This is a genomic window from Agarivorans sp. QJM3NY_25, from assembly GCF_050870875.2.
Lineage (GTDB): Bacteria > Pseudomonadota > Gammaproteobacteria > Enterobacterales > Celerinatantimonadaceae > Agarivorans.
On the sequence record NZ_CP194041.2, the window covers coordinates 4,752,381 to 4,777,374 of the forward strand.

23 protein-coding genes are annotated in these 24,994 nt (G+C 46.2%); 9 read left to right on the forward strand and 14 right to left on the reverse strand.

Translation table 11 applies throughout. The features are described 5' to 3' along the window. Positions 1–26: 26 nt before the first annotated feature. The gene (recQ, locus tag ACRRSW_RS21765) at positions 27–1,814 is read right to left on the reverse strand and encodes a DNA helicase RecQ (protein ID WP_432460442.1); all 1,788 of its coding nucleotides are present in this window, start codon (positions 1,812–1,814) and stop codon (positions 27–29) included. A 142-nt stretch (positions 1,815–1,956) separates the two neighbouring features. On the opposite strand from recQ, the gene ACRRSW_RS21770 reads away from it, so the two are divergent. The 3 genes from ACRRSW_RS21770 (at position 1,957) to rarD (ending at position 4,259) form a co-directional block, all read left to right on the forward strand. Beyond that, positions 1,957–2,421 (forward strand): thioesterase family protein, encoded by a 465-nt coding sequence (locus ACRRSW_RS21770; RefSeq protein WP_432455464.1) that lies wholly within the window; start codon positions 1,957–1,959, stop codon positions 2,419–2,421. A 237-nt stretch (positions 2,422–2,658) separates the two neighbouring features. Beyond that, on the forward strand, positions 2,659–3,270 hold the full coding sequence (locus tag ACRRSW_RS21775) for an AbiTii domain-containing protein (protein WP_432455463.1): 612 nt from the start codon (positions 2,659–2,661) through the stop codon (positions 3,268–3,270). 122 nt (positions 3,271–3,392) lie between these two features. Then, positions 3,393–4,259, forward strand: a complete 867-nt coding sequence (gene rarD, locus ACRRSW_RS21780) for an EamA family transporter RarD (RefSeq protein WP_432460443.1) — start codon at positions 3,393–3,395, stop codon at positions 4,257–4,259. 19 nt (positions 4,260–4,278) lie between these two features. Here rarD and uvrD read toward each other — a convergent pair whose 3' ends face one another. Genes uvrD through lptM form a run of 7 tightly spaced genes read right to left on the reverse strand, consistent with a single transcriptional unit; the run spans position 4,279 to position 11,065 of the window. Further along, positions 4,279–6,453 (reverse strand): DNA helicase II, encoded by a 2,175-nt coding sequence (uvrD, locus tag ACRRSW_RS21785; RefSeq protein WP_432460444.1) that lies wholly within the window; start codon positions 6,451–6,453, stop codon positions 4,279–4,281. Between the two features lie 33 nt (positions 6,454–6,486). Then, positions 6,487–7,194 carry an HAD-IA family hydrolase gene (locus ACRRSW_RS21790; RefSeq protein ID WP_432460445.1) on the reverse strand — a complete coding sequence of 236 codons (708 nt, stop codon included), beginning with the start codon at positions 7,192–7,194 and terminating at the stop codon, positions 6,487–6,489. A 14-nt stretch (positions 7,195–7,208) separates the two neighbouring features. Further along, the gene (xerC, locus tag ACRRSW_RS21795) at positions 7,209–8,102 is read right to left on the reverse strand and encodes a tyrosine recombinase XerC (protein ID WP_432460446.1); all 894 of its coding nucleotides are present in this window, start codon (positions 8,100–8,102) and stop codon (positions 7,209–7,211) included. A gap of 8 nt (positions 8,103–8,110) precedes the next feature. Then, on the reverse strand, positions 8,111–8,815 hold the full coding sequence (locus ACRRSW_RS21800; protein ID WP_432455458.1) for a DUF484 family protein: 705 nt from the start codon (positions 8,813–8,815) through the stop codon (positions 8,111–8,113). Continuing rightward, positions 8,812–9,642, reverse strand: coding sequence for a diaminopimelate epimerase (dapF, locus tag ACRRSW_RS21805; RefSeq protein ID WP_432455457.1), 831 nt, complete (start codon positions 9,640–9,642; stop codon positions 8,812–8,814). The genes ACRRSW_RS21800 and dapF overlap by 4 nt, the downstream gene beginning before the upstream one ends. 4 nt (positions 9,643–9,646) lie before the next feature. Continuing rightward, positions 9,647–10,900, reverse strand: a complete 1,254-nt coding sequence (gene lysA / locus ACRRSW_RS21810; protein WP_432460447.1) for a diaminopimelate decarboxylase — start codon at positions 10,898–10,900, stop codon at positions 9,647–9,649. A 27-nt stretch (positions 10,901–10,927) separates the two neighbouring features. Then, complete coding sequence (gene lptM / locus ACRRSW_RS21815; protein WP_432455455.1) at positions 10,928–11,065, reverse strand: LPS translocon maturation chaperone LptM; 138 nt, start codon at positions 11,063–11,065, stop codon at positions 10,928–10,930. 79 nt (positions 11,066–11,144) lie between these two features. Here lptM and cyaY point away from each other — a divergent pair, with 79 nt between their 5' ends. Next, positions 11,145–11,462: an iron donor protein CyaY gene (gene cyaY / locus ACRRSW_RS21820; RefSeq protein WP_432456128.1), complete on the forward strand. Its 318-nt coding sequence runs from the start codon at positions 11,145–11,147 to the stop codon at positions 11,460–11,462. A 49-nt stretch (positions 11,463–11,511) separates the two neighbouring features. Here cyaY and ACRRSW_RS21825 read toward each other — a convergent pair whose 3' ends face one another. Further along, a complete protein-coding gene (locus ACRRSW_RS21825) occupies positions 11,512–13,986 on the reverse strand; it encodes a class I adenylate cyclase (protein WP_432460448.1) in 2,475 nt (824 codons plus the stop codon). A 250-nt stretch (positions 13,987–14,236) separates the two neighbouring features. On the opposite strand from ACRRSW_RS21825, the gene hemC reads away from it, so the two are divergent. The 4 genes from hemC to ACRRSW_RS21845 are packed head-to-tail and all read left to right on the forward strand — an operon-like array spanning position 14,237 to position 18,262. Beyond that, the gene (hemC, locus tag ACRRSW_RS21830) at positions 14,237–15,166 is read left to right on the forward strand and encodes a hydroxymethylbilane synthase (RefSeq protein WP_432460449.1); all 930 of its coding nucleotides are present in this window, start codon (positions 14,237–14,239) and stop codon (positions 15,164–15,166) included. Positions 15,167–15,172: 6 nt separating this feature from the next. Continuing rightward, entirely contained in the window at positions 15,173–15,943 is a 771-nt protein-coding gene (locus ACRRSW_RS21835) for a uroporphyrinogen-III synthase (RefSeq protein WP_432455453.1), read from the forward strand. Next, a complete protein-coding gene (locus ACRRSW_RS21840; RefSeq protein ID WP_432460450.1) occupies positions 15,930–17,093 on the forward strand; it encodes a uroporphyrinogen-III C-methyltransferase in 1,164 nt (387 codons plus the stop codon). Before ACRRSW_RS21835 ends, ACRRSW_RS21840 begins: the two co-directional genes overlap by 14 nt. Beyond that, positions 17,093–18,262, forward strand: coding sequence for a heme biosynthesis HemY N-terminal domain-containing protein (locus ACRRSW_RS21845; RefSeq protein WP_432460451.1), 1,170 nt, complete (start codon positions 17,093–17,095; stop codon positions 18,260–18,262). Before ACRRSW_RS21840 ends, ACRRSW_RS21845 begins: the two co-directional genes overlap by 1 nt. A gap of 54 nt (positions 18,263–18,316) precedes the next feature. Here ACRRSW_RS21845 and fre read toward each other — a convergent pair whose 3' ends face one another. The 5 genes from fre to trxA form a co-directional block, all read right to left on the reverse strand. Beyond that, complete coding sequence (fre, locus tag ACRRSW_RS21850) at positions 18,317–19,012, reverse strand: NAD(P)H-flavin reductase (protein ID WP_432455450.1); 696 nt, start codon at positions 19,010–19,012, stop codon at positions 18,317–18,319. Between the two features lie 241 nt (positions 19,013–19,253). Continuing rightward, positions 19,254–20,720 (reverse strand): 4-hydroxy-3-polyprenylbenzoate decarboxylase, encoded by a 1,467-nt coding sequence (ubiD, locus tag ACRRSW_RS21855; RefSeq protein ID WP_432455449.1) that lies wholly within the window; start codon positions 20,718–20,720, stop codon positions 19,254–19,256. A 36-nt stretch (positions 20,721–20,756) separates the two neighbouring features. Continuing rightward, a complete protein-coding gene (locus ACRRSW_RS21860) occupies positions 20,757–21,659 on the reverse strand; it encodes a hypothetical protein (protein WP_432460452.1) in 903 nt (300 codons plus the stop codon). A gap of 38 nt (positions 21,660–21,697) precedes the next feature. Further along, the gene (rho, locus tag ACRRSW_RS21865; RefSeq protein ID WP_432455447.1) at positions 21,698–22,963 is read right to left on the reverse strand and encodes a transcription termination factor Rho; all 1,266 of its coding nucleotides are present in this window, start codon (positions 22,961–22,963) and stop codon (positions 21,698–21,700) included. Positions 22,964–23,163: 200 nt separating this feature from the next. Then, on the reverse strand, positions 23,164–23,490 hold the full coding sequence (gene trxA, locus ACRRSW_RS21870) for a thioredoxin TrxA (RefSeq protein ID WP_432455446.1): 327 nt from the start codon (positions 23,488–23,490) through the stop codon (positions 23,164–23,166). 194 nt (positions 23,491–23,684) lie between these two features. Here trxA and rhlB point away from each other — a divergent pair, with 194 nt between their 5' ends. Then, a complete protein-coding gene (rhlB, locus tag ACRRSW_RS21875; protein ID WP_432455445.1) occupies positions 23,685–24,980 on the forward strand; it encodes an ATP-dependent RNA helicase RhlB in 1,296 nt (431 codons plus the stop codon). Positions 24,981–24,994 lie beyond the last annotated feature (14 nt).

Below are 24,994 nucleotides of genomic sequence, written 5' to 3' on the forward strand. Positions count from 1 at the left end.
CTCCTTCTCTATGACTTTGCACGGACTTACCCCGGCTGGTATTGGCCAATCAGCGCTAAGAATTGATGGCCATAGCGCTCCAATTTTTTTAAGCCTACACCACTGATGCTTAACATCTCATGCTGTGTCTGCGGCAGACGCTGGGCCATTTCGATCAAAGTCGCATCATTAAACACCACAAACGGCGGTACCGATTCTTGATCGGCTAAACGCTTTCTTAAATTACGTAACAAAGCGAACAAACGTTTATCATAAACCCCATAGGCCGCATTTTTTTTACTTTGTTTGGTGGTATTTAGGCGCGGAACCGCCAAAGATAAGCCTTGCTCCCCCTTTAAAAAGGGTCGAGCGGCTTCGGTCAATTGCAGTACCGAACTACGAGCAATATTTTGCTGTAACAAACCGAGATGGATCAATTGGCGCAAGACACTCATCCAATGTTCATGCCCAGACTGTTTACCAATCCCATGAGTCGAAAGCTTATCATGACCCTGCTCTAAAACACGTTGGCTCATGCTACCACGTAACACTTCGATAACATAACCAATCCCAAAGCGCTGACCCAAACGATACACACAGGAAAGCGCCTTCTGCGCATCTTCTAAGCCATCATATTGTTTCGGCGGATCGAGACAAATATCGCAGTTACCACAAGGCTTGGCTAAGTACTCACCAAAATAATTGAGTAATACCTGGCGACGACAAGTTTGCGCCTCGGCAAAAGCCACAATAGCGTTAAACTTGTGACTCTCTACTCGGCGTTGCTGTTCATTGTCGTTTTCTTCAATCATCCGCCGCACCCAATTGGCATCAGCCGGATCGTATAAAAACACCGCTTCAGCTTCGGTACCATCACGCCCCGCACGACCAGTTTCCTGATAATAAGCTTCAATATTACGTGGGATGTCGTAATGAAATACATAACGTACATTGGGCTTATCAATCCCCATACCAAAGGCAACCGTGGCCACCACGACTTCTAATTCGTCACGTTGGAATTGCTCTTGCACCAGCTGACGCTGCTCGATTGGCAAACCGGCATGATAAGCCGCACAACGCAAACCCTCAGCGCCGAGTTTGAGAGCCAACTCTTCCACCCGTTTGCGGCTACTACAGTAGACAATGCCGCTGTCTTCTCGGCGACGTTTCACATAATCACTCAACTGCTGCCAGGGGCGATACTTTTCCTGCAAGGTATAACGAATATTCGGTCGGTCGAAGCTGGAAATATGCGTGAAAGCCTCAGTCAAATTCAAACGCTGCAAAATATCTAAACGAGTCGTATCGTCGGCGGTCGCGGTTAAAGCCACGATCGGCACATTCGGAAAACTTTCCTTTAAGCAACCCAGCGCACTGTATTCCGGCCTAAAATCATGCCCCCATTGGGAAATACAATGGGCTTCATCGATGGCAAACATGGCTAAAGACCATTGCTGCAGGCGTTCGATGAAGTCACCATTAATCAAACGCTCGGGTGAAATATATAGTAGCTTCAACTCACCCTGTTGTAAGCGGCGATAAATCTCATATTGTTGCTCTCGGGCTAAACTGGAGTTTAGATAAGCCGCATTTACCCCATTGTGCAACAAGCTATCAACCTGATCCTTCATCAAGGAAATCAAAGGGGAAATCACCACGGTTAAACCCGGTTTCACTAAGGCAGGTATTTGATAACACAATGACTTACCACCACCGGTGGGCATAATAGCTAAGCAATCTCGATGATTCAGCAAACGCTCGATCACCGCCGCTTGTCCGGCTCTAAATTCGGCAAAACCAAACACATCTTGTAGAATTTTTTGAGCGCGTTGCATGAAAGGTAAGGATCCCTAAATTCAGTCGAGAAACAATCAGTCGGTCATTGTAATCAAGCCTAAGGGTCTTGTCTTGGTTTGCCTTTATTCTTTTAAAGCTTTACAGTATTCAAACGTGCGTTTAAATTCTCTAGGACGGATCATGAGCAGCTCTCGACAACATAAATGGCGACAAGCGATAGCCGACACTTTCATCAATCGGATGCCATTTAATCAACTGCTTGGAATTGAATTACTCGAATACAGCGCCACTGGCGTGAAACTTAAATTACCCATGTCCCCCAAATTGGTCGGTAATCCCATTCATGGCATTTTACATGGCGGGGTCACCGCGACTATTTTAGATGTTGCCGGAGGAATGACGGCTGCGGCTGCAGCACTGGAACGTCTCGCCGACTTAAGCAGTCAACAACTCTCGGAGCAACTAAGTAAAACCGGCACCATCGATCTGCGCATCGATTACCTACGTCCTGGTGTCGGCGAACTATTTTACGCCTCGGCAGAAGTGATCCGCTCAGGGAATAAAGTCACTGTCACCCGTATGGAATTACATAATCAACTCGGCACCCATATCGCCTTTGGTACTGGCACCTATATGGTTGGTTAAATAAAGAAAACACTCTAAGAAACTGATATTCCGATTTCGGTGAGCGGTAGTTGTTCTGTTCACCCTACGCGATAGTGTCACTGTGATTACACGGCTTTTATTTCCACCAAGATTAATCGATAAAAATTCACCGCCATTACAAAATATTGATAATTATTCAGTTCACTTCGCTGAATTTTCTCAGTTGGAGCTATACTGTAACTAAGGATAGACTTCATAAGGTGGGCTAGAATAGCGATGAGTGCGGTAAGTTGTTCTCCAAAGTTGATCACTTTACTGGAAGCTGTTTTACAAACAGCACTGCAGCAGGCCCGCACGCTCAATATTGATGACTTAGCACAATGGAGCGAGCATGAGCTAAATGGCTATGGTGATTTCGCTCATTTCCCTGATTACCGCATCGTAGAATGCAAACAATTTGGCATATTCGAAAAAGCGCAACAAAGCTTACAACACTTTGAACAGATCCATGACGACTGTCTGAATGAACGGGATCGCTGTCGATTACGCTATTTACACATTCAACCAGCACTCAGCCAGTGTTTAAACAATCAAGAAGAAACCCAGCGAGCTTGGCCAACTCTGATACTCGCGAATTATGCGGAAGGCATTATCCCTGGTTACCGTTGTGTAAGAGCTTGGCAAAGCTATCACAAGCCCTTACAGGAGCGGCTGATCAATGGTGTCCTCGGCCATTTGTTGCACCTAATCCAATTGAGCGACTGTCCTGAACAAAAACCACTGTTAAATGAGATTAAACAATTATGTGAACAAGAGAATAACTTACGAGATACATGGCAAAAATTGTATACCGACTGCCACGCACCTTCGACAATACAAGGCGATTAAATGACTGAATGCAAAAGCTACCATTGAAAATATGGTGACCAACCTAAGCCCCTGCTACACTAACTTGCCTTTTCTCTTGTTTACCTAATTTTATGCCAATTCAATCCACTAAACATGGTGTTATGTTTGCGCTTGGCGCTTACATCATGTGGGGCATTGCACCCGTCTATTTTAAGAGCCTTACCGAAGTACCCGCCTACGAAATCTTAGCTCATCGGATTATTTGGTCTTGCCTATTTGTCGCCTTATTGCTCACTTTTAGTAAGCAGTGGCGGGCAGTAAGAGCAGTACTCAAACATCCTAAACAGCTTTCGGTCTTAGCACTCACTTCGCTGTTAATTGGCGGAAACTGGCTAATTTTCATTTGGTCGATCAATAATAATCGGATGTTAGATGCAAGCTTGGGCTATTACATTAACCCGCTATTTAATGTGCTGCTGGGCATGCTATTTTTGGGCGAGCGTTTTCGCAGCGCTCAGTGGGTGGCGATCGTATTGGCACTCATTGGGGTGTTGATCCAGCTGCTGAGTTACGGCTCACTACCGTGGATAGCATTGAGCCTTGCCATAAGCTTTAGTATTTATGGCTTATTACGTAAACAAATTAACCTAGCAGCACTGCCGGGTCTGTTTGTCGAAACTTTGTGGTTAGTGCCGTTGGCACTGACTTACTTATTTATTCTTGCTGACTCCAGCACGAGCCATTTTACCAACAACAGCAGCACACTAAATGTGCTGTTACTCAGCGCAGGTGTGGTCACCACCCTACCACTACTGTGCTTTGTGGCAGCCGCGACTCGGCTGCGCTTATCCACCATCGGCTTCTTTCAGTATATCGGTCCCTCATTGATGTTTATCCTAGCGACCAGTATTTATGAGGAACCATTAGAACCGATGAAACTATTAACTTTTAGCTTTATTTGGCTAGGTTTAGCAATTTTCACTTGGGACGCATTGCGCCAACGCCGTAAACCCAAAACGGCCACTTAGCTTGTTTTTAAAGCAGCGACTAAATGGCCTCCAACCTTGCATAGGCTAATACTAACCACTTCGCCCCGGCTTCTTCAAACTGCACCTGAACCCGGCTCTGTTGCCCAGAACCTTCGTAATTTAGCACGATGCCAGCACCAAATTTAGGGTGGGAAACTCGCTGACCAAGGTTAAAGCCACTGTCATCAAACGCCGCTTGCTGTAACTGATGAGAAAAACGCCCTTGCGGCACGGGTCGACTCACGGCGGTATTTAAACGCACCTCATCAACACAATCACCCGGCAGCTCACGCAAGAATCGCGACGGTGGATGGAACACCTCTTTCCCCCATAGCCGACGACTTTCGGCATGACAAAGATAGAGTTTGACCATGGCCCGAGTCATCCCAACATAACAAAGCCGTCGTTCTTCTTCGAGACGCCCCGACTCTTCAGCCGATTGCTGGCTAGGAAACATGCCTTCTTCCATTCCCACTAAAAACACCATGGGAAACTCTAAGCCCTTAGCGCTATGCAGTGTCATTAGCTGCACCGCCGCTTCGTCGGCCTCGGCCTGATTATCACCAGCCTCTAGTGCTGCATGCGACAAAAATGCCACCAATGGAGAAAGATCTTGGTCAGCTTCCATCTGAGTAAATTGCTGAGTCGCGGTCACCAGTTCGTCTAAGTTTTCGACCCGTGCTTGGGCCTTTTCGCCTTTCTCCGCTTGATACATCGCCAACAAACCGGAGCCTTTGATCACATAGTTGGTTTGCTCGCTCAACAACATTTCTTGGGTTTGCAGCTTGAGTTGCTCCAACAATTGAACAAATTGTTTCACTGCATTCGCCGCTCTGCCCGACAGCGCGTTTTGTTGCAAACAATAATCCACCGCTTGCCATAAACTCAACTGCTGTTCCCGAGCAGCCTGACGCAATAACTCGATGGTACGCTGGCCAATGCCACGGGTCGGCGTATTTACGACCCGCTCAAAGGAGGCGTCATCATGAGGGTTACTGAGTAAACGTAAATAAGCCAGCGCATCCTTAATTTCCTGACGTTCGAAGAAGCGTAAACCACCATAAATCCGGTAAGCTAAGCGCTCCTGCATTAAGGCATCTTCAAGTACCCGAGACTGGGCATTATTACGATATAAAATCGCACAGTCAGATAAACTGACGCCATGTTCTTCGACGCGCTGCTGGATCCGAGCCACCACAAAACGAGCTTCATCAATATCGTTGAAGGCGGTATAGATGGAGATCAGTTCGCCTTCTTTATCTTCGGTCCACAGACTCTTGCCCATCCGTCCCTGATTGTTTTCAATCAGTTGATTCGAAGCTTTCAGAATATTGGCGCTACTACGATAGTTTTGTTCCAAACGTATGGTATTAACTTGCGGCACTTCCATTTCGAAACGCTGAATATTTTCAATCTTCGCTCCGCGCCAACCATAAATCGATTGATCATCATCCCCCACAATAGTGATGTGATTGGCATCGGTGACTAACAGCCGTAACCAAGCGTATTGTATGGTGTTGGTATCTTGGAATTCGTCCACCAAGATATGCCGGAAGCGCTGCTGATAGTGCTGTAAGATATGCGGTTGTTTCAACCATAACTCATGAGCACGCAACAAGAGCTCGGCAAAATCGACTAAACCCGAGCGATCACAGGCCTGCTGATAGGCCTTATAGATTTCAAGATATTGACGCTCAATGGGATTATGACTGTAATCCACATGCTCGGGGCGCTGCCCCTCATCTTTACGTCCGTTGATATACCATTGAATTTGCTTGGCTGGCCATTGTTTTTCATCTAAGTTCATCGCTTTAATCAAGCGCCGCAATAAACGGTATTGATCATCAGAATCGATGATTTGAAAATCGTCAGGCAAATTTGCATCACGATAATGAGCACGTAACAAGCGGTGTGCCAAGGAATGAAAGGTTCCCAACCACATACCTTGGAAGCGACTGCCCACCAGACTCTCCACCCGCGAACGCATTTCAGCTGCCGCCTTATTGGTAAAAGTTACCGATAGAATAGACAAAGGAGATACATTCTCGACCTGCATCAGCCAGGCAATGCGATGCACCAATACACGAGTCTTACCGCTGCCAGCGCCTGCCAGAATTAGCATATTACTTGGGGCAGCAGCGACGGCTTCGCGCTGCTTATCATTGAGGCCGTCTAACAGCTCAGAAATATCCATGGTGCTCTCTTTAGGGGGAAAAACACCTGTATATTATAACAGGTGTTGCAGTTGTGCCAGTTGGCTTACCTCGATATCCGGTAAAGTACTCAATCGGCTTGATGCTTGACCCGCTTGATTGAGCCAAATCGAACGATAACCAGCCTGTACTGCGCCAACAACATCGGTGACAGCATGATCACCCACATGGGCAATTTGGCTCGGCTTGAGTTGTAAAAGCTGACTCGCGCGCTGATACATATCCAATGCAGGTTTGGCTCGAAGGCCTGAGCCCGCTTTCAGGGTCACTTCAAATACCGCCGCTAAACCAATCCGCTCGATATCAACATTTCCATTGGTGATAGCCACTAAGCGGTAACGTTTAGCCAAACGCTGCAATAAAACAAGATTGTCATGCGGTACCACAAAATCACTGCGCACCGCTAAAAACTGCTGAAAAATTTGTTCACTTAACAACTCGGCCTCCCTCAAACTGAGTCCGTGCTCCTGAAAAGCCAAGCATAACCAAGCTTTACGGCAAGCGCTGACATCTTCCATTAAGTGAGGCGCGTCTTTTAGCACCCGGCGCCTGTATTGCTGCCATTGGCCCGTCGTTAAATGAGCCGTGGCATGAACCTGCGCTTTAAGATAAGCCATCAACCATTGTTCAGCGCGTTGGATATGCGGCCCATTGAGATAAAGTGTATCGTCCAGATCGAAAGACAAGGCCTGAACAGGGGACCAACTACGGTAAAAAATCATCGCCTCTCTCTCACTTAAGATTTGCGTTTGGCGCGAGGGTGAGCGGCATCATAACTACTCGCTAAATGAGCAAAGTCCAAATGAGTATACACTTGGGTGGTGGACAAATTGGCATGGCCCAGCAACTCTTGAACCACTCTTAAATCACCGCTGCTTTCTAATAAATGCGTCGCGAAGGAATGGCGTAACTTATGCGGATGGAGGGTACTGCTTAACTGCATTTGTTGCGCCCAATGCTGCAAACGCTTTTGTACTGTACGATGCCCAATCCGTTGTTGACGAACACTCACAAACAAAGCCGGCTCTTCTTCATCCATGACCAACAAGCGCCGTTGACGTAACCACTGTTTCAGTGCCTGCTCGGCCTTGCCACCAAAAGGCACTAAGCGCTGTTTATTGCCCTTGCCCGTCACGAATAGCTGGCGTTGCTTAAAATCAACGTCGCCAATGTTTAAATTAACTAATTCGGCCAAACGGATCCCGCTCGCATAGAGCAGTTCCATCATCGCCAAATCGCGACAACTGACCAAATCGTCGCCTTTCATCGATAATAGTTGAGTGAGCGAATCCACATCGAGGTTTTTCGGTAAGGGCTTCCCCTGTTTCGGCGCAGAGATACCAACCACCGGATTCAAATCGACTTTATGTTGCTGTAAGAGGTAGTGAAAGAAGCTACGCAAGGCCGATAGTTTATTGGCCATAGAACGTGCGGAAAGACCAGAGGACTTCAATTTCAGTAAAACAGCACGAATAATTTTACCATCCACCGTTTGCCACGAGGGACAACCCAAATTTTGTATCAATTTAAGCTGCTGCAGTAGACTACGCTGATAACTACTAATAGTCGCAGGGCTATAGCGGCGCTCCACCTCAAGATGGCGAAGAAAAGCGCTGATATCATCCTGCATATCGATACTTACTCCACTTGCTGCAACGGAACTAAGCGCTGCAACAAACTGGCAATCACCTGGCATAATTGAGTGAGTAACAAACTATCCATACCCGCGATATAGTGATCAGCATCGCGACTGGCAGCAATAAAGAACCCCAACTCAGCATTGTGACCCAATGGCATCAGCGCCACCGAGGCTATATCCTCGCTCTCATCAAACAATAACTGCAACTCTCCCTGCGTCAAACGACCAAAATAATGGGGATGTTGAGTCAGTCTAGTAACCCGGACTCGTTCAATCTGTTCCTGTTCAATGCCATATTCAGCGGGTAATTCATCCAAAGAGAAACGCTGTTGACTTAAACGTAGTGAAACACTTTCCACCCCAAGATCATCAACTAAAGCACGACTTAAGCGATGCTGTAACTCAGCAAAGGAATCGCAAGCCATCAAGTCGGGCAACAGATCGACATAAACATGAAAAATCCGTTCGTTGAGACTCGCCACCGCCATTAAATCGGTGATTTCCTGCTCTAAATCCAAGACTTTATCGCGTAAGCGTTGTACCTGTAATTCGACCAGAGACACCGCCCCTTTTTCTTTATGCGGTAAGCGTAATTGTTTGACTAAGCTGGGATGACGGACGAAAAAATCGGGATTGTCGAGCAGGAATTCCACCACTAAACTTTCGTCAATCAATAGCGGTTGTGAAAGATCGAACTCACTCATATATGCACCTGACCATCAAACACCATCACTGCGGGCCCGGTCATCTTGACTGGTTTACCCTCTCCCTGCCAATGAATACGTAAACGCCCCCCAGGAAGATCGACATTCACCGTGTCAGCTAATTTCCCCTGTAAACGTCCCACAACCATCGCCGCACAGGCACCTGTACCACAGGCTAGCGTTTCGCCAACGCCACGTTCAAAGACTCGCAGTTTAATGTTGTTCTCATCGATAATTTGACTAAAACCGACATTCACTTTCTGCGGGAAGCGCTCATGACTCTCCATGCGCCGACCCAGCGTGTCTAAGGGCGCTTGTTCAATGTCATCCACTTCAATCACGCAATGCGGATTACCCATAGACACCACGCCAGCAAATACGGTTTGCTGTTGATCACGTAAAATATAGGTTTTCTCGGCCTTCTTGGCTTTAAATGGCACTTGACTAGGTTCCAATATCGGCTCACCCATATTGACCGTCACCTGCCCATCAGCTTCCACATGAAGAATGATCTTACCCGACTTCGTGCTCACCCCAATACTACGTTTATTCGTCAGGCCTTTGCTCACCACAAAACGAGCAAAACAACGCGCCCCATTGCCACATTGTTCAACTTCACTGCCATCGGCATTAAAAATGCGATAATGAAAATCCAAGTCAGGATCATAGGGAGGCTCAACCACTAAGAACTGGTCAAAACCAATCCCAAAGTTACGGTCGGCCAAGCGACTAATAACATCTTGATTAAAAAAAACGTTTTGAGTGACATTGTCGATCACCACAAAATCATTCCCCAAACCTTGCATTTTAGTGAAGTTGACTAACATTCGCTTATCCTTCAGGCAACAGTGATTCACCAGCCCAAAGAGATACCAGAGCCTCACGCTCACGTATCAAATGGGATTGCTCACCATCAACCATCACCTCTGCTGCCCGACAACGCGAATTATAATTTGAACTCATGGTAAAGCCATAAGCTCCTGCAGAGCGCACCGCAATATAGTCACCCGCTTCAATGGCTAACTCTCTTTCTTTGCCAAGAAAATCACCGGTTTCACAAACGGGTCCAACCACATCATAACAAACGCTGCTTAGGCCCGGACGTTGCAGCACTGGCACTATCCGCTGCCAAGCACTATATAAAGATGGACGAATTAAGTCGTTCATTGCGGCATCAATAATCGCAAAATTTTTACTAGCCGCCATTTTCAAGAATTCAACCTTCGACACCAAAATACCAGCATTGGCCATAATCGCACGACCCGGTTCAAATAGTAATTTTAGCTGACGTTCGCCAAGACGTTCAACCAAAGCACTGGCGTAAGCGGCTGGCTCTGGGGGCGTTTCATCATCATAATTGACACCTAAACCGCCACCAACATCGAGGTGCTCAATCACAATACCTTGCTCAGCCAAGCTGTCGATCAATGCCAACAACTTATCGATAGCTTCTACAAAAGGTGAGATTTCAGTTAACTGAGAACCAATATGGCAATCCACACCCACCACATTTAACGCAGGCAAGCTTGCCGCATAAGCATAGGCCTGAGGTGCTTGCTCAATGGCAATCCCAAATTTATTTTCTTTTAAACCGGTAGAAATATAAGGGTGAGTCCCAGCATCGATATCGGGATTAATCCGTAAAGAAATGGGTGCCACTTTACCCAAGCGCTGAGCAACCTTGCTGATCCGAGCTAACTCAGGCTCAGATTCAACATTAAAACAGTAAATACCATGTTCCAGCGCGTCCGTAATTTCTTGCTCGGTTTTTCCTACGCCAGAAAAGACTACCTTACTTGGGTCACCACCGGCTTCGATAACCCGAGCTAACTCGCCACCGGAAACGATATCAAAGCCAGACCCCATCCGAGCCATCAAGTTCAACACTGCTAAATTAGAATTAGCCTTTACTGCATAGCAAATCAAATGAGGCCGTTCACCAGCAGCCTTATCAAAGGCTTGCCAATGACGTTCAATCGTCGCCCGCGAATAAACATAAAGTGGCGTCCCATAATGTTCTGCTAAATCAGCTACCGAGCATTGTTCAGCTGTTAATTGCTCGTTTTGATAACTAAAAAAATCCAATGATCTGTCCTTATTGTGTTGCAGTGTTTAGTCTGCTGGTGTTGCTTGCTCGACGGTATTCGGCGTCGTCTCGTCTACCGTTTGCGGATGCGTTAACGGTCCTTTTTGACCGCAACCGCTAAGCCCGATGCTCAGCAAAATTACAGCAATTGCCAGTTTATTCATGATAAAGCCATGATTCTTTTTTGAATGCCCTCTATAATCCGCATTCGAAGCAAGAAAAGCAATAGGACAGACGATAGTGATGAATGATAGCCAGTATCACCAACGAGTCGATGAGGCCTTTGAGCGCATCGAGCAGACCATGGATAGCGATAACTTCGATATTGAGTGTGATATTAACGGTGGAGTACTCAACCTAGAGTTTGAAAATCGCAGTAAAATGGTGATTAACAAACAAGAACCTCTACATCAACTATGGTTAGCCACCAAGTTTGGCGGTTACCATTTTGAATGGCGCGAAACAGAGCAACAGTGGATTTGTAATCGGAGTGGTGTGGAGTTTTGGTCGTTTTTAGTTGAGTCGATTGCCAAACAAAGTGGTGAGCAACTCAGCTTTTAAGGCTTAGCGGCCGCTGTCAAAAACGCGGCTAGCCATCCAAGCCGGAGAGTTAATTGCTCCGATAAGATGCAACTTGCCATTGTTCATTGACCATGACGATGTCGTAGAACTGTGGCAAGTTAAAATTGACAACCTCATGGCGAGTCCCGTATTGCTCACGCGAAGAAGTATAGAAACGATTAATCCCTTGGATCAACTCTTCCTTGCTGCCTTCAAAGTCTTGGTACATTTCTATTTGGTTATGCTCATCAACAATATAGATATTAAAACCAACATCCAGATTTTCGAAAAAGTATTGCACTAAACCTTCACTGGCGTGGGCTTCTACGACGTTCGGTACTTTCTTAGTATTACCGGCATTTAACTGCAGCGGAAGACGTTGGAGCTTGTTATTCGACAGCTGACGATAAAACTCGACCCCGTTTTCCAATTTTTTAACCGAGACTCCGCGATCTTCAATAAATAAACCGTACTTTTCGTTTCCTAACACAATCGTTTTAACAATCCGTTTATCCTGCGGTTGCAAACGGCTCTTAATACTTTCCACTAATAGCTGTTTAAAATTACTACCAATTTGCTCTCGTAGGTTGGCGCTGTAACAAAATACGTCGATGTGCTCGGGGATATTTGCATCACGATGCATTTTACCTAACACGGTAGTCAAGGCATCGACCACGGCACTATCACCAACAAAGTGTAGGGTTCGGATTTCGTTCCAAGTATTGCGATAAACCAAATCAACCGAGCCCACCAAACAATCTGAGTCTCGGCCAAAACTGAACACATCGGTGGCGGTCGCATCAAACTCAATTACCTTGCCGCCCCAATTCGCAGTGGGGTCTTTCTCCAGATTAATAAACACCCCTAAGTGACGGATTTCACAGGGACGAGTCAGTGCTAAATTACTAGCAGCTTCAACATTCACCGGAAAAGCTCGGCGTAAGTCATAAGCAAAACTGGTTAATGTATCCAGCGTTAAATCGCCTTCAAGCTGATGTAAACTCAATTCCGTTTGATCAGTTTTCAGTTGGTTAAAATAGCTCCATGCCACCAGTTTAGAAATATAACTGGCATGCTCTAGCGACGCCTGACCGACAATAGCGAGTCCCTGCAGCGGCTGTTTATACAAATACCAACCTTCCGCACAACTATGCCCCTTGGGCACGTGGATAAAACTAAGGTTAGCTTCAGAGAGGTCGGGAGAAATTTGCGGATTAATGAGAGTAACTTTGCCCGGTAAACTTTCAAAGGCAGCATACAGCTTACGTGACAGAATGCCGATATCTTCGGGGTTAATCGACTCACTAATGTCATTACGTCGCGCAAAACGAATCAAGTTACGATAACTCAGCATTAAAGCATCCAGCAACTCGCTGTGCGCCTGTCTTACATCTTGCACCTTCCAGGCACGACGTAAATTAAGATGTTCAATTTTTTGCTGAGACCAAGCCCATTGTTTGACCAGCTGGGCCATAAAACGCTGCTGCCAAGTCAACGAGCTCACATCCATGAGAGCGCTCGGTAAAGGATTACATTCACTGTTTTTTAGATAGAAACAGCGCCGTACTAAATCAAGACGGGCCTCATCTTCAATCGACTCTAAATAATTAGTCACCTTATTCAGCATCAAGTAATAAGCGTCATGTTCTAGAACAAATGCTTTGCAGTGTTGCATCAAGCATTTCGCTTCAACAGCCAACAAGCTTGGTCTTGGATAGTCTGCGGAATAAGCTTCCATCAATAAGGTTTTTAATACGGCTTTATAAGGAGAGTCGATCCCCTTGTATAACTGCCACAAGCCTGAACCAAAATACTCTTCGGCAGGAATGGTATCTAAGCCACCCAAATCCAACCATTGTTGATGGTTAAATACACCGCTCTCAAATTGCTGTTGTACGAAACTGTCGTAACTTTGCTCGATATCACATGGCACAGCAAACCAGACTAATTGCTTCCCCGCCAAGGGCAGAGCCGTGCGATAAAATTCGTCGAGTAATAACAAGTGCTGGGCGCTACCACAATTATCCTTGGATAACTCACTAATCGAACCAGTTTTAAACTGATTGTCCTTCACCATGAAAAAGTTAAGCTCAACCCCTTGATGCGCAGCCCAAGCCGATATTTGACTGCACTTCTCCGCCAATAAACGAACTCGCTCACTCGCCAACTGATGTGCATGGCACACCCAAATATCTAAATCACTGGATTCTGTTTGGCCCACCGTAGCGGTGCTACCCATGGAGTAAATACCCAAAATTTCATGTTGTTGGGGTTCTGCCGGTCGACAAAGGAAATGTTGCTGGAGATAAATAAAATGGCGAGCGCTCGACTCAAATTGACAGATACCACTCGGCACTTCACCTTCAATATAGCCCGGTATGCAAGGATCCGAGTAATGCAGCATTAACGGCAACAGTTCAAATATCTGCTGCGCGGCAGCAGGCATAGTCTGGAGTGCCAGCTGCTTACGATGCTGATTAGATCGGGTAACCTTCTCTAAGAGAGAGGCAATGGTGTCTTGCAAAGTAAAATTTACCTATCGATTAATGAATAATTATTAGATGAAATATAGGCACAATAAAGTGTGATCATCTTAACAGTTAGTATAATAGCGGTAAACATAAACGCACAATTTGTGTGCGTTTATCATGACATATATTACGCATTGCTAATTTTATGCTGAACCCTGCGGTTATTGGTAGATATTGATGCTAAAGGCGACTTGGGCAGATGCTTAAGTGGTGATACTATCGTCAGCTAAAATAATGAGGTAAGTGTTTGTGAAAATAGTCAGAATCGCGACTCGCAAGAGTCCTCTCGCGATGTGGCAAGCCCACTTTGTAAAAGCTGAGTTGGAACGCCATCACCCTACGCTGCAAGTAGAACTTGTACCCATGAGCACCCGAGGCGACAAGATCCTTGACACCCCTCTGGCTAAAATCGGTGGCAAAGGGCTGTTTATTAAAGAATTGGAAGTGGCTATGGTAGAAGGCCTTGCGGACATTGCGGTACATTCGATGAAAGATGTCCCCATGGAATTTCCTGAAGGCTTAGGTCTGCACTGTATTTGTCAACGAGAAGATCCTCGAGATGCCTTTGTTAGCAACCACTTTACCAATATCGATGCTTTACCTAAAGGCGCGATCGTCGGTACCTCCAGTCTACGCCGCCAATGTCAACTGAAGGCGCAACGTCCAGACCTCATCATTAAAGACTTACGTGGTAACGTGAATACTCGTTTAGCGAAATTAGATGCGGGTGAGTTTGACGCTATCATTCTTGCTAGCGCGGGACTATTACGACTCAAAATGGTAGAACGGATCCAGGCGTATATTGAACCAGAGCAAATACTCCCAGCTGGAGGGCAAGGGGCTGTAGGCATCGAATGTCGCAGTAATGATCGTGAATTGCTAGACTTGTTGGCTCCCCTCAATCATCCCGAAACGGCCCTCCGTGTCGAAGCAGAGCGAGCGATGAATCGACGCCTAGAAGGCGGTTGCCAAGTCCCTATTGGTTGCTACGCGGAGTTGGCAGATGGACAATTATATATCCGTGGTTTAGTTGGTGCTATTGACGGTTCTGAGATCATAGAAAAAGAACTTCGAGGCAAAGCTAGCGAAGCTGAGCAACTCGGTCTAGCCCTTGCCGAGCAATTACTCGATGCTGGTGCCGCTGCTATTTTAAGGGCCGTCTATCAACCATAAGGAACGATGGTGCCATTACTCATTACTCGGCCGCAGCCACATAATCAACGCTGTGTTGAAACCCTCAGCGAACATGGCTTTTCAGCCATCGCTGCACCGATGGTTGAAATTATTAGCAGCCCCGAGCTAGCGCGGCTAAAACAAGTACTGAGCTCTACAACGCCGAACGGGCTGATCGTGGCTGTCAGCCAATATGCGGTAGAAGCCTGTCAACAATGGTTAGAACAACAACAATTAAGCTGGCCAAGATCATTACAATACTTAGCCGTGGGCAAAGCCACTGCGGAATGCTGGCAACAATATGGGGTGAAGGCATCAGTGCCAAGTCGCCAAGATAGTGAAGGCATGCTACAACTCATCGAACAGCAATTTCCCGGATTAGATCAAGCGACCATTTTGCGCGGCCAGCAAGGACGAGATTGGCTCGCGCAACAGCTCCAAACCCGAGGTGTTAAAGTCACTTATTTGAGTTGTTATCAACGAAAATTAATCACTTATCCACAGCAACAACTTGAACAATGGCGCTTGCAGATCAACACTATTGTTGCTACTAGTGGTGAAATATTGAAACATCTGACTACCCTTATGAGTAAAGCAGAGCAACTTGAGTGGCTGCGAGAGTGCCATTTATTAGTCCCAAGTCAACGCTTGCTTAAATACGCTCAAAGTTTGGGTTTTATGCACATTGTACTGTGCGACGGCGCATCGGATAAAGCATGTATCGAAGCTTTAAAGCAAATACTGCCATCTGCAAGGAATGAAAATGACCAAAGATAAACAATCAGAGAACCAAAATCAGGTTCCATCCCCTAGCGATACAGTGAAACACGCCAAGCAAACGGCGGCGGAAAAAATGCCTAAAACAACCAGCCAAGCAACGCCGAACAATAAATCAACCAAGCTATTGGCCATCGCGGCGATCCTGATCAGCATCGGCCTAAGCGCGGGTGTTTATTGGCAAACTCAACAACAGTTACAACACGCAGATAGCCAAATACAACTCTTAAAAACTAGCCTCTCAGCCAAAGAGCAAAGTTTAGTCAGTGCCGTCGCAACCAACAGCAGTCAATTTGAAACATTGAAGCAACAATATGGCAGCCAGCAACAGTCTTTGGTGAGCCTAAAAACCCAGTTGGAACTCACTGAACAACATCGTAAAACCATTGAACATCAACTGGCCTTGCTCAACATTAAAGATGCCAATCACTGGCGACTCAACGAAGCGAATTATCTATTACAACTGGCGGCCTATAAACTATGGCTGGAACATGATCCCAGCACCGCCATCGCACTTCTTATCGAAGCTGATAGTAGTGTCAACCATGCCAACGATCCTCACCTGTTAGCTCTGCGCCGCGCGATAAACAATGATGTGCAAGCGCTCAAAGCAATTCCATTGGTCGATAAAGAGGGCATTGCTTTTACCTTAGAAAGTCTACTGCAACAAACCGAGACCTTACAGTTGGCTGAAATCGAGTTACCCGCTGCGCTGCAAGAACAAAATAATCAGCTCAGCAGTGATAGTACTGACTGGCGTGACAATCTAGCTAAAAGTTGGCGTAAATTCAGCGAAAATTTCATCACTGTGCGTCGTCGCGATGGTCAAGTCGAAGCGCTCATCGAACCCAAACACGCATGGTACCTGAAAGAAAATCTTAAGTTACAATTACAGCAGGCCGAACAGGCCTTATTCCGAGGACAAGGAGAGTTGTTTAAGGCCAAGTTACAACGCACTGCACAATGGGTCGGCAACTACTTCATGCAAAACCAACAAGCCCAGGCCATGTTGGTTGATTTGAAGCGCTTACAAGGGCTGGATATTGTGGATCAGTTACCGGAAAAATTATCCAGTTTAGATGCCGCAGAACAAGCCATTAAAGATCGCCAACAACGGCTACAGCCTTCTCTAGCAGAAGGAGCTGAATAATGTTTAAAGTTCTGATTTTATTGACCTGCTTAGCCTTAGGTTTAGCTCTGGGGCCACAACTTGCGGGCAACAAAGGCTATGTACTAATCGCTTTTGATAGCTACACCGTTGAGATGTCGGTAACCAGTGCACTATTTGTCAGCTTTATCTGTTTCTGTATTTTATTATTCACAATTTGGCTACTTCGCTGGCTATGGCTAAGCTTTTCTCGCAGTACTAACTGGTGGGGCGATCGACGCAAACAAAAAGCGATTAGTCATACTCAGCAAGGCATGTTAGCAATGATGCGCGGCGACTATCAGCACGCCGAAAAATTGGTCAGTAAAGCGGCCACTTATAGCAGCACTCCAGCGTTGAATTATCTAACAGCCGCAGAAGCGGCACAAGAACAAGGACAAGATAAGAAACGCGATCAGTACTTGGAGCAAGCCACCCGCATGACCAACAATGATAGCGCGGTCCTGATCACCCAAGCCCGTTTACAAATTAAACAACAGAACTTTAGCGCGGCGCTGAATAGCATTGAACAGCTCCCTGCCGAAAGTCGTAAACAGGCTCCAGTAAGACGCATGCTATTGCAGATTTTACCCGAATTAGATCAGTGGCAAGCTTATGTTGAATTGCTTCCTATCGCATATAAGGCCCAGTTGCTTGAAGACTCGCATTACCAAGTTGAATTATCACGTAGTTATCAGGCTCTATTTCTAGAGCTCGCCAATACCCAAGGCGCCGATAAAGTGGCCGCATATTGGAATGCAATGCCACGTAAACAAAAAAAATCGATGACGATTGCTGCTGCTGCCTGCCAAGCTTTAGTCTTATCCGGCGATAGCGCTGCGGCTTACCAATTACTCGGTGACTTACTCAACAAACATCACGATCCCGAGCTACTCGCAGTCGCAGCAAAATTACAGCTCAGCGACCCTTATCCGCTATTACAGCAACTGAAAGGCTTATTACGTAAATCGCCAAATAACGCAGCCTTATTAAACTTGATCGCACAATTATATCTGCAGCAACAACAATGGCCTGAAGCGAAAGATTACTTTGAGCAAAGTATTAATATTGTCGCCAGTCGCGAATCTTACCAAGGCCTCGCCGAAAGCTATCGACAACTGGAAGAGCCGCAACAAGCGATGGATTACTATCGTCAAGCCTTGACGATGTAGTTCCGTCAACCCAAAAAGGCGAGCATGTGCTCGCCGCTTATGCCCAACAAACCACTAAATAAATTCGTAGGCATCGCCATGCAATTGTGCCAAGGGTAAGCCTTGTTCAACAAAGGCGCTCCGGGCTACATCGGCCATTTCAAAACGGCCAGCAATATACACTTCTAAATTGCTCATATCCGAAAAGTCTTCTAAAACAGCTTGGTGCACCAGGCCTTTTTTTCCGGTCCATTGTGGCACAGCATGCTCTAATACCGGCACAAAGGTCACCTGATCTAATTCTGCCCACTGATAAGCCAACTCATGTAAGTACAGCCCCCCTAAATTGCGGCCGCCCCAATATAAGTAAATTTGCCGCTCTTGCTCACTGTCGATCAGATGCTCAATAATAGACTTCGCATAGGAGAAGCCCGTTCCGCCAACCATGATCAAGACCGGACGTTGGCAATTATCATCGAAACCAGCATGCCCAAAGGGCATTTCAATTTCTATTTCACCACTGCTTTTGAGCTTATCGATGACTTGTCGGGCGTAAGGGTTTCCTTCAGGCGCACCGATGTGTAGCTCATACACTTCACTCTGCTCTGGCGAACTGGCTAATGAAAAGGGTCGCTTATCATCTTCCGCCATCACAATTTGTAAGTACTGACCAGCGATAAAACTTTGCGATTCTTCTGGATGTAATTCGACATTAAAAATGTCATCTAAAATCGGTGCCACCGATGCAACCTTACAGCTAATGCGCTTCATATTTTCCCCTTTTAATCTTCTCGATCTCATGTATCGCCTACTTCACCAACGATACAACCGGTTAGCCTAACAGATATAAATCCCCTTCCCCTGGGTACTAAACGGAAACGTTTAGTACGACAACCGAAGCTAAGCAAGTCAATGACGGGTTGGCTGCAAAATTTAAGCAGGCAGGAAATTAATTTGCAATGACTCAGTATAACCCTTTACGCCATCAATGTAGTGTCCGTATATTTAACAATTAGTCTATGCCTAATTGTTGCCAAATACTATCCACGCGCTGTTTCACTTCTGGCGTCATTTCAATTACTTCCCCCCACTCTCGAGTTGTTTCACCGGGCCATTTATTGGTCGCATCGAGACCCATTTTTGATCCTAAACCGGAGATGGGCGAAGCAAAATCTAAATAATCAATAGGCGTGTGATCGATCAAAGTGGTATCGCGACTCGGGTCCATGCGCGTAGTGATCGCCCAAATCACATCCTGCCAGCAGCGTGCGTTCACATCATCATCACAAACAATTACAAACTTGGTGTACATGAATTGACGCAAATAAGACCATACCCCTAACATCACTCGTTTGGCATGCCCCGGATACTGTTTCTTAATGGTAATCACTGCCATACGGTAGGAGCAACCTTCTGGCGGAAGGTAGAAATCAACAATCTCTGGAAATTGCTTTTGTAAAATCGGCACAAACACTTCGTTCAAGGCGAGCCCAAGTACAGCGGGCTCATCTGGCGGGCGTCCAGTGTAGGTACTATGATAGATCGGCTCCTGACGCATGGTGATGTGGGTGATGGTGAACACCGGAAACTCATCCACTTCATTGTAATAACCAGTATGGTCACCATAGGGCCCTTCTAGTGCATTGTCCCCCGGCATCAGGTAGCCTTCTAAAACAATCTCTGCACTCGCGGGCACCTCTAAGTCATTACTAATACATTGCACTGTTTCGGTTCGACTACCACGTAATAAACCCGCAAAAGCATATTCTGAAAGCGTATCCGGTACCGGTGTCACAGCACCTAAAATCGTCGCCGGATCGGCTCCCAAGGCAACTGCCACCGGATAGGGCTTGCCCGGATTCAGTTCTTGAAACTCACGAAAATCGATAGCGCCTCCGCGATGAGAAAGCCAACGCATAATCAACTTATTTTTGGCTAACTTTTGCTGACGATAGATACCCAGATTTTGTCGTTTTTTATAGGGGCCGCGGGTAATGGTTAAACCCCAGGTAACCAAAGGTGCCACATCGCCCGGCCAACAATGTTGGATCGGCAATTTATCTAAATCAACCTCATCGCCACTCCAGACCACTTCCTGACAAGGTGCGCTGCGTAGCTTCTTGGTGGGCATGTTGAGTACTTGCTTAAAAATCGGCAACTTTTCCCAAAGTTCTTTCAGCCCTTTAGGTGGCTCAGGTTCTTTCAAATAAGACAGCCAGGTTCCCACTTCACGCAAGGCTGATACCGACTCTTGCCCCATGCCTAAAGCAACCCGCTCCGGAGTACCAAATAGATTGCCTAATACCGGCATACTATGGCCCTTCACATTTTCAAATAACAAGGCTGGACCGCCGGCTTTTAAGGTACGGTCACAAATTTCGGTCATTTCGAATTCAGTCGACACTTCAACGGTAATCCGTTTCAGCTCGCCGCGCTGCTCGAGCAAACCAATAAAATCTCGTAAATCTTTATATTTCATTCAATTAACCTAGTGATGCAAGCCAAAACTGGCCCACTACTGTGATTGCATTTCAATCATAACCATTGCCGCGAGTTCTTGATATTCAGGATCCCGATACTGAGTCAAAATGAACTGCGCAGCTGGAGGGTAATTCTGACCTAAGCGAGCTATCGCACTATAAGAGAAATACAATAATTCAGGATTCTCGGCAGCACCTTTCAACAGCTCAAAAGCCTGTTCCGCTGGCCATTGGGTGCGTAACTTTTCTAATAAAGACACACTGTATTGATCCATCGGTAAACCTAGCACCTCGCGAATCGCTTGACTAGAACCGGAACCAACGGCCAAAGCAACCACCACGTGATTATCCGGAAAATACAACTGGCTGGGCATCGTTTTGCGAACATGCCGTAATTGTGGAGCATCCAACTGGGATAAGGCACGGATCAAATCTAATTGCTGTTCCAGCAACAATGGATTGTTCTTACGGAATACCAAAGACCATTGAAATTGATCGTGTAATAACTCACTTAAGTAGAATTGTGAACGCTCAGCGGAGAGCTGATTCAAAATAAGACTACGCGCTAGTGCTGGGTAATCATAAGTCGGTCGAATCACCTCGTAACCATCAATCACCGCCGATTCTCGAGTCAACGGGCGCTCCGCAGCAAGCTTTAATAACCAATTTTTTAAGGTTTGATTGGGTACATGGTGGTTTTGATGTAAATAACGCAAGCTTTCATACAATAAAGCTTCACGATGTTCAGGAAGTAATTGAGGTAATAAATCAATCACCCAAGCGGGCTGATTTTGCATCAAAGCATCAACGCTTCGAAGTAAAATAGTTAACGGTACTTGAGGGTGAATAGCTGAAGAAGGAGGATTCGGACCTTGCTGTTCGGCATGGGCAAGTAGCGGGTAACTAAGGATTAAAACAAACAGTAAGCGTTTTATCATCGGAAATGAAACTGGCCGCGGTGGCGGCCAGTTTACGCCTATTTTTTCTGGGCTTTCATCGCATCGAAAAACTCATCATTAGTCTTAGACATTGAGAGCTTATCAATCAAGAACTCCATCGCGCCTGTTTCGTCCATTGGATGCACAATCTTCCGTAGGATCCACATCTTCTGCAGTTCATCACCACTGGCAAGTAACTCTTCACGACGAGTACCAGAACGATTGATATCAATCGCTGGATAAACACGTTTTTCGGCAATCTTACGGCTTAAGTGTAATTCCATATTACCGGTACCCTTAAACTCTTCGTAGATGACTTCATCCATTTTTGAGCCGGTATCAACCAGGGCGGTGGCAATAATAGTTAAGCTGCCACCTTCTTCAACGTTACGCGCAGCACCAAAGAAGCGCTTCGGACGATGGAGCGCGTTGGCATCCACACCACCGGTAAGTACCTTGCCTGAAGAAGGAATCACGGTATTGTAGGCTCGCGCTAAACGAGTGATAGAATCAAGCAGAATAATCACGTCTTTCTTGTGCTCAACCAAACGCTTGGCTTTCTCAATCACCATATCGGCAACCTGTACATGACGGCTTGCAGGTTCATCAAAGGTAGAAGCAATCACTTCTCCGCGAACCAAGCGTCGCATCTCGGTAACTTCTTCTGGACGCTCATCGATCAACAACACAATCAGCTCACACTCGGGATGATTAAAAGCCACATTTTGTGCAATATTTTGCAGCAACATGGTTTTACCCGCTTTAGGAGGCGCAACAATCAAACCACGTTGCCCTTTCCCTATCGGCGAGGCCAAATCTAAAACTCGTGCAGTAATATCTTCTGTGGAACCATTACCGCGTTCCATGCGCATCCGTTTAGTGGCATGTAAAGGCGTAAGGTTTTCAAAGAGGATTTTGTTACGAGAGTTTTCAGGTTTATCGTGGTTTACTTGACCAATCTTTAGCAAAGCAAAATAACGCTCACCTTCTTTCGGCGGTCGAATCTTACCTTCCACGGTATCACCAGTTCGCAGGTTAAAACGGCGAATTTGGCTAGGCGAAACGTAAATATCATCAGGGCCAGCCAGGTAAGAACTGTCTGCACTGCGCAAAAAGCCAAAGCCATCCTGCAGAATTTCGAGAACACCATGTCCAAAAATGGCTTCCCCGCTTTTCGCGTGAGCCTTGAGGATCGAGAAGATAATATCTTGCTTACGCAGACGGGCCAGATTTTCTAAGCCCATCGATTCGCCTAGCGTAATCAGTTCATGGACCGGGGTATTTTTTAGCTCAGTTAAATTCATAATGGTGAGTATTCAGTTTTGTCGAAATAGACTGACGGCAGAGTGAGTTAGATATAGTAGAGATGCTTACTCGACTGTTCAGTCGGCCAAGAGATAGCCTTAAATAACAGGCGTAGGAAAATTCGAAAGTAAAATTAGCACTATTGTGAAGAAAGATCCAGCAAAAGCAGGCAACGAATGTCGACCTGCTCACATAGTTACTACAGGTTTTCGTCTAAAAACGCTGTTAATTGTGCTTTAGACAGCGCACCAACTTTAGTTGCAGCCACTTTGCCATCTTTAAATAACAATAAAGTAGGGATCCCGCGAATACCAAACTTGGGCGGAGTCGCCGCATTTTGATCAATATTCAACTTACCTACGGTAACTTTGCCTGCGTATTCTTCAGCAACTTCATCGAGGATCGGTGCAATCATTTTGCACGGTCCACACCATTCAGCCCAAAAGTCTACTAATACAGGTGTGCTTGCATTTAGTACGTCTGCCTCGAAACTATCGTCACTCAGCTGAACTAATTTGTCGCTCATGTATTACTCCAAATATTCTCTGCTATCTATATAGATAATGTACCCGACTATTTGAAATGATCCGACTAATGAATGCAAGCCCAAGCTCATTCCAAGGCAATCTAAGCTACTACCAATTAACATAAGTAAATCACCAGCACAATAAAAGTAAATGTGGTGCTGGTAGTGCCAGATAGCTGTGATATGCTTACGCCATGAGCAAAGCACACTTAACTGAACTACGATTCGCCGACTTAGAGCTAGACGCTGGGGTATTAGAAGCCTTAGAACAGCACGGCTATCACAATTGCACCCCTATCCAAGCGCAAAGTCTACCGATCCTGCTGAAAGGCAAGGATATTGCTGGCCAAGCACAAACCGGTACGGGGAAAACCTTAGCCTTTTTAGTTGCCACCTTTAACCACTTGCTAACCACGCCAGTGCCTGAAGGTCGCCAACAAAATCAACCACGCGCCTTAATCTTAGCGCCCACCCGTGAATTAGCAATTCAAATTCACAACGATGCCCGTTTATTAGCCAAAGCAACTGGCTTAAAATTGGGTTTAGTGTATGGGGGTGAAGGTTATGCCAGCCAACGGGCAACCCTTGATGAAGGCGTTGATATCCTGATCGGCACCACCGGTCGGATGATTGACTATTTCAAACAGGGTGCCTTTAGCCTCAATAGTCTACAAGCCATGGTACTAGACGAAGCCGACCGCATGTTCGATCTCGGTTTCATTAAAGATATTCGTTATTTAATGCGCCGCATGCCAGAACCCAAGCTGCGCCTGAACATGCTGTTTTCGGCAACCCTTTCATTTAAAGTGAAAGAGCTTGCCTTTGAACACATGAACGAACCGGAACACGTGATTGTAGAGCCAGAACAAATGACTGGCGTACGCATCCAGGAAGAGCTGTTTTACCCGTCCAATGACGACAAAATGGCATTACTACAAACCTTAATCGAAGAAGAATGGCCTGAACGGGCGATTATTTTCGCCAATACCAAACACCGCTGCGAAGACATTTGGGGACACTTGGTTGCCGACCAACACCGCGTTGGTTTGTTAACCGGAGATGTACCACAGCGTAAGCGGGTACAAATACTCGAACAATTTACCGATGGTAAATTAGACATCTTAGTTGCCACCGATGTCGCCGCACGAGGCCTACATATTCCCTCGGTAACCCACGTATTTAATTACGACCTTCCCGACGACGCAGAAGATTACGTTCACCGCATTGGTCGAACTGGGCGTGCCGGTTTAAGTGGTCACGCGATTAGCCTAGCCTGTGAAGAATATGTTTTCAACTTACCGGCGATCGAAGAGTACATCAAACATCCGGTGCCATTGAGTCAATATGACAGTGAAGCATTACTACGCGATTTACCGCGAGCCCAGCGAGTTCATCGACCTAAAAGTGTCAATAGTCGCGGCGGTGCACGGGGAAGTAATCGAAGTAGCAGTAGCGGCCACTCCAAACCAAGACGCAGTCGCCACTCATAACTGAGCGCTCAAGG